Source organism: Bradyrhizobium sp. USDA 4369 (genome assembly GCF_054056435.1).
The window spans coordinates 2,989,567-3,001,414 of record NZ_JBSRYH010000001.1 but is presented as its reverse complement, the minus strand read 5'-3'; the positions used below and the strand labels follow the sequence as shown (position 1 = coordinate 3,001,414).

Below are 11,848 nucleotides of genomic sequence, written 5' to 3'. Positions count from 1 at the left end.
GTGACTACGTCTGTCCGAGAGGCGCGAACACTACTAGAATCTACACCTGATTCAGGCCTGCCCTGAGGTGTTCGTGAGCTTTATCGAAGGAACAGAACGCGGTCAGGCCAGCCTGCTTCCGCCTTGCCTCGACGATTATGTCGCCCCGGACGCGCTCGTGCGCATCGTCGATGCGTTCGTCGCTAGTCTCGACCTGACTGAACTGGGTTTTGGCCGCACCGTCGCCGCGTCCACCGGCCGTCCTGGTTACCGCCCGGGCGACATGCTCAGGCTCTATATCTGGGGCTATCTCAACCAGCTCCGATCCTCGCGCCATCTGGAACGCGCATGCACTCGCGACCTTGAAGCGCTCTGGTTGCTCCGCCGATTGGCCCCAGACTACCGCACGATCGCCGCCTTCCGGCACGACAACCCGGAAGCCATCATCGCTTCGAGCGCCGCCTTTATTCAGTTCTGCAGGGAAGCCGGCCTGATCAGCGGCCGTCTCGTCGCACTGGATGGGACCAAGATGCGCGCGGTCGCCAGCTCCAAGAATATCGCCGGCGCAGATCGGCTTGCGCGCGACCTGGCGCACACGGAAAAGGAGATCGGCTACTACCTGGACCGGCTCGACATCATGGACGAGGCGTCGGCCAAGGGCTTCGACGATCAGCCGAAGCACCGCCAGGCGTTTACGGATGCAATCGCCGCTCTGCGCCGCCGAAAGGATCGTCTTGTGCGCCGCCAGCAGGTTTTGGCGGATCGCGATGAGAAGGTGCTCGTTTTCGGCGAGCCTGACGCCAAGCCTATGGGCTACGGCCGCGCGCCCAAGTTCCCTGCGTACAACATGCAAAGCGTCGTCGATGTCGACAGCGGACTGATCATTCATCACGACGTCGCCAACGAGGCGAACGACAGCCAACTCCTTCACCCCATGTCGCTGGCGGCGATGGAGGTGTTGGAGATCGACCGGCTCAAAATCCTGGCCGATGGCGGCTACTCGAACGCCCAGGCTGTCGCCGAATGTGAGCGTGACAACATCGAGGTGGCTGCGCCGATCAAGCGTGGCGCGATGAGCTCCGACTTCTTCCGGCCGATCCAGTTTACCTACGATGAAGTGTCCGACACCATCCGATGTCCGGCCGGCGAGACCCTGAGGCCGTCGGGCAAGCACACGCGCAACCGCGCCATCCGATACCGAACGTCCACGTGCAAGGACTGTCGACTGAAATCCCGATGCACGCCCGGCGCCCAGAGGACGATCCATCGACTTTTCGATCAGGCGGCCCTCGATCGGATGGAGGCTAGGATCTACGCCGATCCGAGCTTGATGGTGACGCGCCGATGTACTGTTGAGCACCCGTTCGGCACGATTAAGCGAATGTCGGGCGGCGGCAGATTCCTCACACGAGGGCTCAGAGCGGTGAAAGCGGAGGCCGCGCTCTCGATCTTGGCTTTCAACATCCTCCACGCGGTGAACGCCTTCGGTGCGGAGCGTCTAACGCCAGCGGCCTGAGCCGCACGGCGCATCGCTGCAGTCGCCGGTGCTCTGTGCCGCCGAGTTTTGGCACAGCCTGCCCCGCAACGCCCCCTTTAGAGTAAGAGTGCGGACAGGTTTGCCGTGACGGGTTGAGGGCTGGAGGAGAGGCCTCCGGCGCCCGTCGCGGAGACCCGCGATGTCCAGAAAGACCGCAAGCGCTCGCGCCGGCTCAGACCGGGCGAACCTCTATGACGAGATCACCGACAAAATCGTCGCCGAGCTAGAAGCCGGCCGCGTCCCATGGGTGCAGCCTTGGGGGACGGCGGCGGTGAAGGCGCCGCTCGCCATGCCGAGGAACGCCGCCACCGGCCGGCAATACTCAGGCATCAATGTGCTGATCCTTTGGGGTGCCGTGATCGAACACGGTTATGCCGCACAGACCTGGCTCACCTTCCGCCAGGCGCTCGCACTAGGCGGCAATGTCCGCAAGGGCGAGCACGGCACGACCGTCGTCTACGCTGACCGCTTCGTGCCCGACGATGAAAAACGCCGCGTACGTGAAACCGGCGAGGAAGCCCAGGCGATCCCGTTCCTGAAGCGGTTCACGGTGTTCAACGCCGCCCAGTGCGAGAACCTCGCCGATGACGTTGCCGTTGCTGCGCCGCCTCCGCCGCCCGGATTGATCGAGCCCAGAGTCGAGGCGCTCATCCGCGCAACCGGCATCGACTTCCGTATCGGCGGCAACCGCGCCTTCTACGCGCCGGGGCCCGATTTCGGCAGTTATCTAAACAGTCAAGCTGTCTCACCGGCTTTTCACTGATCCCATTCCACCGACGTTGAGCCCGACGCCGTCCGCAAGTGGCGGCGATCCCGTGTGCTTGCGTCGCTCCCAAGGAGCTTTCACGATGTCGTCCAGGATACAGTCCGGAGCGCGTGCCGACGTTTACACGCGCATCACCGCCGAGATCATTGCAGCAATCGAAGAAGGTGCAGGTGATTGGCGTGCGCCGTGGTTCCACAACGGAACCAGCGCCGCCCGTCCAACCAACGTCGCATCGAACAAGCGCTATCGCGGCATCAACACGCTGGCGCTTTGGGTCGCAGCCATGGCCAACGGTTACAGCGATGGCCTGTGGGGCACCTATCGGCAATGGCAGGACGCCGGAGCGCAGGTGCGCAAGGGCGAACGCTCGACCACCGTCGTGTTGTGGAAGCAGATTGCTTCGTCCGACTCGGCGGATGACGCTGATGGCGACGACAGCGGCCGCGTTCGGATGTTCGCCCGGGCCTTCTCGGTGTTTAACATCGTGCAGGTGGATGGATACGAACGTCAGCCGACGAGCATCCTGCCAGAGGAAGAGCGTCTGGCCCACGCCGAGGCCTTCATCGCCAACCTCGGGATCAAGACCGTGTTCGGTGGTTCGGAAGCCTGCTACGTTCCTTCGTCGGACACGGTGTTCATGCCGGACTTCGCTTCTTTCCGGGATGCCGCGTCGTTTTATGGGGTCTGGCTGCATGAGAACGGCCACGCCTGCGGGGCAAAGCACAGGCTTGACCGCGATCTCTCGGGCCGGTTCGGCTCGGCTGCCTACGCGGCCGAGGAGTGCTGTGTGGAGATTCTCAGCGGGCTTGTGCTGGCCGATCTCGGCATCGCCCACCATCCGCGCCCTGATCATGCCGCGTACATTGCCTCGTGGATCAAGGTATTGAAGGACGACCCCCGCGCCATCTTCACGGCTGCCGGCAAGGCACAGCAGGCAGCCGATTGGATGCACGAACAGCAACCTGCGCCCGCGTCATCCAGCGTCACCGATGAGACGGAGGCGGACAACCTTGCTTCTCCTGTTCTCGTCGGCGCGTTGTAGCAAAGCGCGAACCTGGGCGTGCTGAGCGATCACGTTCTCCCGATCACGCCGCTGCCGCTCCACGTCAACTTGCGGGGGACGGGGCTCATCACGCCGAGATAGCTTTGCCGTCTCGGCCGCCTCCCGCAGTTCCGCGAGTATGGCCGGAGTACGGTTCGCGGTTGCGCGGCTGACACCGGCTTCCCGTGCCAGATCGGCAACCGTCAGGCGGCCCTCTGACCTGAACGCATTCCCTGAGACAAGACGGGTGAGCGCTTCGCGAAGCGCTCCCTTGGTCGAGGTGCTGACAGGCTTCACGAGCGTTCCTCCAAGAGCGGCGCTATCAGTTTGCGCATTCGATCCCGATCCTGTCGGATCGCGGTCCGCTGCACGCTCGACAATCGCTTCTCTTCCAGCATCGCCTCGGCATGTGCGATCGCGGCCTGCCATGGCGGCAGATGACGACGGGCAATGCAGGAGTTCGGACAGCGGTCAGGGGCGCAGTTCGACAGGATGGGCTGGCTTTCCGAACCTGTCGACGGGCCAAGGCAAAGTGCGGTCGCTGGCTCGAAGAAGCAGTCGTTCAGATAGCCGACGTGCAGCGTCCGCGCGAGGTGGGCGAGCATCGCCTTCACGCGCTTGCCGTCGGCGATCACGCCCGGCAGGGAGCTGATCTCCTGCGGGACACGGTCGATCTCGTGCTTGACGCGGGAAGCGCCGGGGCCGGCCAGTCGCTCGCCGCGATGCGCCGCCTCGTAATGCGCAACGATGTCGTCGAGCTGTCCCAGATGATGTTCCTGCTCCACCTCTTGACGGAAGCCGGAAGCGGACGATCCGGCATAGCCGTCGAACATTGCGACAGAGGCATGCTTGTACTGGATCTTGCCGGCGACCACGCCGAACGGCCGATTGGCGATGTACCAGGCCACGGTTCGCCGGAACTGCCGTGTGTTGAAGACCCAGTGCCGTCCTTCGGCAAGCGGGATTGTCGGCTCGTCTGGGGCGCCGAAGCGCTCGTCCAGATGCTCTCGATACCGATTGATCTGCCGCACCACATGGGGCACGCCACGATCGAGCGCAACGGCGCGATGCAAAACGATCCAGATGCCGTCGTCCTTGCGCCGCGGCCTGTGCCTTGCCGCCAGCCGTTCGGCGATCTCCACGGCGCGGCCGACCGGCTCGATCGTCACCCATTCCTCCGGGTCCCCGCGCTCCTGCCGACCCTTGTAGACGACGCTGCGTATTGTCAGCCGTTCGATCATGCCGTCGGCGCTACGCTTGCGCTGAAGGCAACCGGGCTGCATGGCCTGAACTTCACTGTCGCGCATGCCGGTCAGATAGGCGCACAGGATGTAGGCGGCGGTCTGAAGCTGGCGTTCCTCGTGCGCCAGCACAAAAGCATCGAAGCGCGACCGCCATGGTTGGCCGCTGTCAGGATCGTTGGAGGTCGGCGTGTCCATGCCGCCTTGCTCGACACCGAGTTCGTTCACAGCGTCGAGAAGCAGGCCATAGGCCGTCTTGTTCTGGATGAGGTTGGTGGGATGCACGCCGCTCTGCAACGAGATCAATCGGATGTTCAAGACATGGCCGTCGAGCCGCTGGTCGAGCGCGATCGCACCACAGATACCGCCCATGCGCTCGGGCTCGTTCCAGACAGGAATGCCTCGCCCCGCTTGCCGTCGCCGCTCGATCCAGTTGGCGAGCCGGCCTTCAACGCTGCCGCGGCGGGCATAGCGTGGGCGCGCTGCATAGGCGGCCTCAAGGGAATCGAGCTCGTCGCGAGCAGCGAGGATATCGGTCGAGAACAGCTCGACATAGCGCAGCGACCAGCGCAGCAATCCGCCGATCACCGGCTCGGGAATGCGGGGTGTCATGTTCTCATATGGCCGGCCGCCGCAGCCGGCTACCTTGAAGATCGGCGTTCCGTTCCAAGGCACGAAGTCGAGACCACCATGGGTCAGGAAGCGCGCGAGCCGGTGAAGCTGGGCGGCCGGTCTGAGGCAGGCGCCGACACGTGTCGGCAACACGGAACGGTTCTTCTGGAGAGCGAGGTAGGCGTCGAGCAGATCCTGATCGATGAGCGTGGCGTCGAACCGGCCCTCTCGTTCCCGCACGAACGCCATGAACTGGCGCAGGGTGGCAAGCGCTGCCCGCGCGCTCAACGGCCGCAGCCGTCCCGTGCGATCCGGAAGGCGTTCGTTGAGCCAGGCGAAGATGTATTCCTTGGCCGTCAATCTCTCCACCGGACAGGCGATGTCGGTGAAGTCGATCGTGCGGAATGCATTGCGCGCCGTGACATGGAAGATTACCGGATCGAGATCCCACACGTCGTCGCCGAAGCGCGAGAGCGTCTTCCGATCGGTCCCGTCCTTGAGCTTCATCGAGCAGAGCACGATGTCGCTGGGGCTGCGTATCGCCGACGAGCCTGTAGCCTGCGCGCTGTTGATCGCCGTCATCGTGCCGTCGCCTCCACCGGTAGATAGAGGACCGTCGGCTCTTGCTCCGCGATCCGTGCCGCTTCAACGGCCTGCGGCGTAAAGGCGGGCAGGATCTGCTTCGTGATGCGATGCCAGGGGCGGCCGAACTTGATCGACCACTCGGCGGCGTCGAGGACGGCGCGCTGATCGGTCATGAAGGACTGGAATGCAATGAGGGCCGGAAGCTTGCGTTCTGTGATCACGGCATTCTCGCATTCGAGGCAGCCCCAGAACGGGGTCGGGCAGGGTTTGCCGGCTTCCGTGAACGGGCTCTCGTAAAAGCCGCCGCATCGCGCGAGCCAGACATCCTGTTCCTCCGTCGACGGAGGCGGTTCTTGCCGCTCCACGACAAGGTCGTCCCGCTCGCTCGTGGCAATCGTCGGCTTCAGCGCAGCGTCGAGGGCATCGTGGAACGCATCAGCAAGGGTCTGCTCGTGAACATGACGCAGAGCTGGAATGTCCGCGTAGTGACGGGCCGCGACGCCAATCGAGTGACCGACGGCGAACTGCTCGAGTTGGCCGTTCGTGCGTCGATACCATTCGGCCTTGTGGGTCTTGCGCAACCGCGACAGTCGCAGCCGCAGCGGCGCGCCGTCGTCATCAACGAGGTGGTAGCGATCGACGAAGGTGGCGATGCCCTGGCCGCCTTCTTCGTTGGCCGGGCGCAGGCCGTCGATAGTCCAGAGTACCCACAGACGATCCGACCCGGTGTGACGCCGAGCACGTTCGGTGAGCGCGATCGCCATTCTGACCAGCCCGCCGGGCGTGGCGCTCGACCCGTCCCGAACTCGCAGACGCTTCCATTCCGAGCCCCGTGCCCGGCGCTTGTAATACTCGATCTCGACATAGCCCCTGGTGGGATTGCGCAGGCAGTCGGCCTTCAGGCGGATCAGGCATTCCATCTCCATGCCTGTCTCCAGCGATAGCAGGGTCATGAACGCCGCAAGGTCGATCGGCGTGAGGTGGAACCCGCGATGCGGCACTTCGATTCTGCGATCGACCTTGCGATAGGCAGCGAGATTGACGAAGCGCTTGAAGGCAGGGTGCCGCGTCTCGATCTGCCCGGATCGCACGATCTCGGCGATGACGGCGTCATGATGAACGCGCAGCCGCGCGCATGAATCCACTCCCGGCGGAGGCGGCGGAACATCGTCACCGAGCGCAATGCGCTGGCGAGCTTCAGCGATTTGAGCCCGTGCCGCGGCTCGCAGTGCATCGGCGATGCCGCCGCTATAGGCGTCGCGGGGCCGGCTGCCGCCGCTGTCGCCATGACCGAGATAGCGCAGGCGGGATATCACTTCGGGCGTCAGCGTGTCGGCACGATCCTCGGCCGCGATGCGGAGCACGCTGATCAGCGCCGCGAGAAGATGCCGCTGGAAAAGTCGGCTTCCGGCATTCTGGTCGAGCCATGACTCATAATCGTTGATCAACTCGACGGTGATGTCGCCCAGTCCGCGCAGGAAGATCTTCCGATCATCCAGGAACGACCAGAACCGGCGGAGATTGAGCACCTTGCGCTGCACCGAGCGCCCGATCGGCGTCGGCCCCATCTGACGGATGCGTTCCCGCACCAGCGGGGCGATCTCGGCAACGAAGGACGGGTTCGACCAGGAACTGAGATCCACGACCTGCTTATCGCCCGTGTCGATGCGCACTGCGAAGCGGCGTGGATCGGCAACGATCACGCCGGTAACGGTGCTCTCGTCCGGCGCGTCGGGCCGGGGCGGGAATGTCGCCCATCGCCCCCGGCTCATGGCGCCAGTTCCCCGGAGGTTGCGTCGAGGCCGAGATTGCCCGCCGCCGCATCAACGATCTCCTGGCTGTCCGCGAGGTGATCGAGATAGATGTAGGTGCTCTCGATCCTGCTATGCCCCATCAATCTTTGCAGCTTCAGCAGAGGATCGCCGATCATCCGGCGATAGGCGGAACCAAGATGCCGCGATCGCTCGCTGACCACCCAGGAGACCTGCTCGCGCAGAAGCAGCGTCAGCATGTGGACGGCAAAGCTGTGGCGCAGCATGTGAGGGGTGACGTGCATGTCCGCGAAGCCGAAGCGACGGCATCTCTCGCTGGCACGCCCGAACACGGCTTCCCATGATGCCATCGGCATCGGCTCGCCGTCTTCCGTCAGCCAGAGCGCCAGCGGCACGCCCGTCCCCGCGTCGACAAGGCGCGTCCGCTCCAAAGGCGTCACCTGATCGACGCTTACCCTCACCGTGCGATCGCCGGCGGCCAGCCGAAGAGCACGGTGCTCATATCCGGCCACCGGAATAGCGCGATCGATCCAGCAGATGCGACCTCTTCGCCGCGCACGCGCAAAGGCGTTCTCCCGTTCGATGCGGGCGTAATCCTGCAATCGCCCGATCAGGCGGATCGGCATGCGGATATCCCGGCCGCGGGAACCCTTCGCAGTAGCAGCAGCCAGTCGGAAGGACAGAGATCGGGAAGTGGAAACAGGGTGGGTGTCCAGTTCCGGTAGTTCGCTCAGCAATAGGCTCGACGCTTCCTGCAGCCGCAGGCCGGTCGTGATCAGCAGTTCCGCAAACAGCGCATTGCGCTCTCCGTTGCGGCCTCGCCATGTCGGGTCTTCCCGGCCGTCTGGAAGCCTGCCGCGCAGCCCGACCCTCGCGGAACACCAGATAGCTCGGCATGTCGAGGAAGCGCATGTCGCCCTTGCGGGCACCGCTTTCCTTGGCGCAGTTTACCGCCATGGCGACGACCGCACCTGACGCCGCCGCCGCGCGTGACCAGAGCTGCCGATAGGTGAACGGAGCGGCGGCAATGATCTTCTCGTCGACTGCCCAGCGATAAAGCTTGTCGAGCGCCGCGATCATCCGGTTCCAGGATGAGGCCGATATCCGGAACGGCGGTTCAGACATGCGCCGGGCTTCGTGGAATGCGGCGATGTCATCGCGATCGGCTGACCAGAGAGACTTGCCGTTCCGCCGCTCTTCGAGGAAGCGCATCCAGACGACGATGTCCCGCGCATAGGCGCGAAGGCTGTTCATCGAGCGCACGCCCATGGTCGGGCAGGATCGGAGGAAACGGTTGAGGTTGTGATCGTAGCCACCGTCGCTTCCCAGAATGAACGGCATGCCCTCGATGAGGCCAACGTTGTCCGCGGCCGCTATCTCGTCTGAGGACAACTCGTATGTCGTGCCGTGGACCGTCACGGAGCGGTGCATGGCGGAAAGATCGGTGAAGAATAACTGCGGCAAAGGACCTCCCAACGGCGCCGAAGTTTTTGCCGGGGACGGGCTCGAGCCCGCCCCCGGCAAAAACTTCGCACCGGCATCACTCGACGATTCTGTGTGTCTGACCATCGGCGATACTAATCGCCAACCCTGACGTCTGTGAGACAGGTACACAGAGTCTGGATAACGTCATGGTCCCGCCGCCGCAGGCCTATTTCGAACCCATCAACTGGCATCGCACGGCCCTGCACGAACTGGGGCATGCCACAGGTCACGCCTCGCGAGTCGGCCGCGACCTGTCCGGCTCGTATGGCACGAAGAAATACGCGTTCGAAGAACTGGTCGCCGAGATGAACGCTGCCTTCTGTTGCGCATCGCTCGGCATCGTACCGACCGTGCGGCACGCCGATTACATCGGTTCGTGGCTCGAAGTGCTGCGCGAAGACAATCGCGCCATTGTCCGTGCCGCGTCCCAGGCAAGCAAGGCGGCGGATTGGCTGCTCGGTCTGGTGCCGGCCGACAGCACCGAACTACAGGCGGAGCCTTCGACTAACAGGAGGGCGACATGATCCTCCTCACGCCCGAGCTGCGCGAGCAACTCCTCGCCAACGGCCGTGATCGCGACGTCGATCACGTTCCTGTCGTCAAGTTTTTCAACCCGCTCGGCGAAGGCGTCTGGCTCGCGACCGAGCTTGACGCGGACGGCGACACCCTGTTCGGCCTCGCCGATCTCGGTGAGCCCGAGCTGGGCTCATTCAGCCTCGCCGAAATGATCGCCGTCAGGCTTCCGCTCGGTCTCGGCATCGAACGCGACATTCTCTTCGAGGGACTGTTTCCGATCACGGTCTGGGCCGAAACGGCGCGGCGAACCGGCAGCATCCGGGAAGCCGAGCGCGTACTTCACGCCGTCCATCGGTCCAAGCAAGAGGACGGCTGATGCTCGTCCGTCACGGGCAACGGCTAACGCTGTACGAGCACGCGCGCGGCCCGCCTCGCAAAAAGCGACTCGAGCGCGAATGCTCTGGGACCCTTGAAGCGCTTTCGATGGCGAAATGCCATCCTACGTCATAGCCTCTTTCAAGGACTGCCCAAGACTTATCAAATTCCCCTCGCTGTCGTGAAACCAGCAGCCAAGTTCCGCTGATCCCTTGCTGGGATAGTTGCCGGCGACGTGCGCTATGCCATCGATGGTCTTTAGCCGGCCGCTTTCATACTCGAGAAAGTTGACGCCGCGACGCTTGAGCTCATCGACGACGGAGCGGACGTCATCAACGGTGATCGCGAGCTGTGTAAAGTCTCCGGCCGATCGGCCGCTTGAGAGGAATATCGAAAACTCACTCGCACCGATACAATAGCGCAGGCCACCGGGGCGTTCCTCCGTTGGCCTCACGCCGAGCTTTTCCAGATACCATCGTCGCGCGCGGTCGAGATCCTGTGCCGGGAGGCGCGTTGCTGCGCTGAGGTATTTCTCTTCCACGGCCAACATCATTCCTCCGCCCGATGTACAGGAAGCCCCTCGATTTGCTCCAGCAGCATCGCAATCTTGGCGGGCTCCGTGAGCATCGCGTCATGTCCCGCCGGCCGTGCGTCAATCATCTCAATCCCAAGAGCCATGGCGTGCTCCGCCTGTTCGGGAATGAGATCTGAAGTCCGAATGTACGCCCTTGGCAAACGGTTGAGAGCCCTCGCAGAGAAGTGGAGGGATTGCGCAAACGTGCGCCACGGTTGCCCCACCAAACGAGTGGCCAAGATCACTGCCATCTCGCTATCGAACGATCCAAGTTTCTCGATAGGGATCATCGGAGCGATGCGGTCCTCGACGACCAGCGCTTCGATATCATGTATCGGCGCGAGATCGGCGAAGGATCGCCCATTCGCGCCCACAAAGGCGTCGAGATACACGATCCGCTCTATCCTATCCGGCATACGGTCTGCCACCCCTGTAATCACAAGCCCTCCATAGCTGTGGCCCACCAGCGTTACATCGCGAATGTCCTCTCGAATTATGAGATTGTGCACATCCTCGATATGGGCATCGAGATCGACGTGAGCGCAAGGCTCGTCGATTGCCATGCCGGATAGTGTCGGCGCCCAAGTTCTGTGACCTCGATCGTCAGCAAGTTGTCGAACCGTCGCCCAACACCAACCGCCGTGCCAAGCACCGTGGACAAACACAAACCGCCGAGATCTGCTCGCGTGAGACATCCTCACCACAATAGGTCGACAAGACGCAGCTTCAAATTGGCTTGCCGCGTCTCACCGACGCCTCCATCGCGGCCCACGGCTGCCGCCCGTCAAGAACGCGAGCCTATCCCCGGCCGCGCGGCCCCCTTCGCAAGCAGCGCCGCGATCGATCATTTCTATACCCGGGTATAGTTGCAATATACCCCTATGGGTATGTATGAAACCCGCGGCGCGCATTGAAGACCAGCAATAATTCACGCTCCGGAATCCAGCCCTGCAAGGGCTGGATTTTTCATTGGCACAGCAAGGGATCGCTATGAACCCGCGACCTAGCGGTCAGGCCGACGATTGCGACAGCAGACGCTCGACGTCTGCACTCGTCTATCGCCGGCTCGGCCACGCTCAGGGCGACGACACGATTGTCGAGAGCCGCGCGAACCACTTCGCGCTGCTTTGATGCGTGCCGCCTCCTGAGCCAGGCATCAGGAGGCAGGAATGACCTACCAATTTTTCAGCGCACGCCTGCGCAGCGCCAGCTCATCGGAGATCCGCCCGCGTCTCGCACTGGCGCGCCGGCGTCTCGGGTGCGGGTGGCGCCAACAACCAAGCTGAGCGCTGCGCTCCATGCGGCGGGCGCCACGGTCGCTCGCCGTCGATACCTAACCCCATACATCAACGCCCATTGGGAAG

General features: G+C 63.5%; 9 protein-coding genes and 2 pseudogenes. 5 read left to right on the top strand and 6 right to left on the bottom strand.

What is annotated here, in order from left to right; all coding sequences use genetic code 11:
- Positions 1-73 precede the first annotated feature (73 nt).
- The 3 genes and pseudogenes from ACVIJ6_RS13625 to ACVIJ6_RS13615 all read left to right on the top strand — a co-directional run bounded on the left by ACVIJ6_RS13625 (position 74) and on the right by ACVIJ6_RS13615 (position 3,324).
- Positions 74-1,495 carry an IS1182 family transposase gene (locus ACVIJ6_RS13625; protein WP_172274881.1) on the top strand — a complete coding sequence of 474 codons (1,422 nt, stop codon included), beginning with the start codon at positions 74-76 and terminating at the stop codon, positions 1,493-1,495.
- 160 nt (positions 1,496-1,655) lie between these two features.
- Positions 1,656-2,234, top strand: a pseudogene (locus tag ACVIJ6_RS13620) (ArdC family protein); the annotation flags it as partial.
- Between the two features lie 130 nt (positions 2,235-2,364).
- On the top strand, positions 2,365-3,324 hold the full coding sequence (locus ACVIJ6_RS13615) for an ArdC family protein (protein ID WP_456770948.1): 960 nt from the start codon (positions 2,365-2,367) through the stop codon (positions 3,322-3,324).
- Positions 3,325-3,617: 293 nt separating this feature from the next.
- Here ACVIJ6_RS13615 and ACVIJ6_RS13610 read toward each other — a convergent pair whose 3' ends face one another.
- Genes ACVIJ6_RS13610 through ACVIJ6_RS13595 form a run of 4 tightly spaced genes read right to left on the bottom strand, consistent with a single transcriptional unit; the run spans position 3,618 to position 8,998 of the window.
- Positions 3,618-5,759: a hypothetical protein gene (locus ACVIJ6_RS13610; RefSeq protein ID WP_456770947.1), complete on the bottom strand. Its 2,142-nt coding sequence runs from the start codon at positions 5,757-5,759 to the stop codon at positions 3,618-3,620.
- A complete protein-coding gene (locus ACVIJ6_RS13605; RefSeq protein WP_456770946.1) occupies positions 5,756-7,534 on the bottom strand; it encodes a hypothetical protein in 1,779 nt (592 codons plus the stop codon). The genes ACVIJ6_RS13610 and ACVIJ6_RS13605 overlap by 4 nt, the downstream gene beginning before the upstream one ends.
- Entirely contained in the window at positions 7,531-7,995 is a 465-nt protein-coding gene (locus ACVIJ6_RS13600; protein ID WP_456773099.1) for a hypothetical protein, read from the bottom strand. Before ACVIJ6_RS13600 ends, ACVIJ6_RS13605 begins: the two co-directional genes overlap by 4 nt.
- 37 nt (positions 7,996-8,032) lie before the next feature.
- Complete coding sequence (locus tag ACVIJ6_RS13595) at positions 8,033-8,998, bottom strand: site-specific integrase (protein WP_456773098.1); 966 nt, start codon at positions 8,996-8,998, stop codon at positions 8,033-8,035.
- A gap of 158 nt (positions 8,999-9,156) precedes the next feature.
- On the opposite strand from ACVIJ6_RS13595, the pseudogene ACVIJ6_RS13590 reads away from it, so the two are divergent.
- Positions 9,157-9,543: pseudogene (locus tag ACVIJ6_RS13590) on the top strand (zincin-like metallopeptidase domain-containing protein); the annotation flags it as partial.
- The gene (locus tag ACVIJ6_RS13585) at positions 9,540-9,911 is read left to right on the top strand and encodes a DUF2958 domain-containing protein (RefSeq protein ID WP_168073714.1); all 372 of its coding nucleotides are present in this window, start codon (positions 9,540-9,542) and stop codon (positions 9,909-9,911) included. The pseudogene ACVIJ6_RS13590 and the gene ACVIJ6_RS13585, both read left to right, overlap by 4 nt.
- 123 nt (positions 9,912-10,034) lie before the next feature.
- Here the strand turns inward: ACVIJ6_RS13585 and ACVIJ6_RS13580 are convergent, their stop codons facing one another.
- Both ACVIJ6_RS13580 and ACVIJ6_RS13575 read right to left on the bottom strand, forming a co-directional pair.
- Positions 10,035-10,460 carry a VOC family protein gene (locus ACVIJ6_RS13580; protein ID WP_004624779.1) on the bottom strand — a complete coding sequence of 142 codons (426 nt, stop codon included), beginning with the start codon at positions 10,458-10,460 and terminating at the stop codon, positions 10,035-10,037.
- Entirely contained in the window at positions 10,460-11,179 is a 720-nt protein-coding gene (locus ACVIJ6_RS13575) for an alpha/beta fold hydrolase (RefSeq protein WP_456773097.1), read from the bottom strand. The genes ACVIJ6_RS13580 and ACVIJ6_RS13575 overlap by 1 nt, the downstream gene beginning before the upstream one ends.
- Positions 11,180-11,848: the final 669 nt, after the last annotated feature.

Coding starts and splice junctions, on each gene's coding strand:
- ACVIJ6_RS13575 (WP_456773097.1), bottom strand. CDS start 11,179: ATGTCTCACGCGAGCAGATCTCGGCGGTTTGTGTTTGTCCACGGTGCT.
- ACVIJ6_RS13615 (WP_456770948.1), top strand. CDS start 2,365: ATGTCGTCCAGGATACAGTCCGGAGCGCGTGCCGACGTTTACACGCGC.
- ACVIJ6_RS13605 (WP_456770946.1), bottom strand. CDS start 7,534: ATGAGCCGGGGGCGATGGGCGACATTCCCGCCCCGGCCCGACGCGCCG.
- ACVIJ6_RS13580 (WP_004624779.1), bottom strand. CDS start 10,460: ATGTTGGCCGTGGAAGAGAAATACCTCAGCGCAGCAACGCGCCTCCCG.
- ACVIJ6_RS13610 (WP_456770947.1), bottom strand. CDS start 5,759: ATGACGGCGATCAACAGCGCGCAGGCTACAGGCTCGTCGGCGATACGC.
- ACVIJ6_RS13585 (WP_168073714.1), top strand. CDS start 9,540: ATGATCCTCCTCACGCCCGAGCTGCGCGAGCAACTCCTCGCCAACGGC.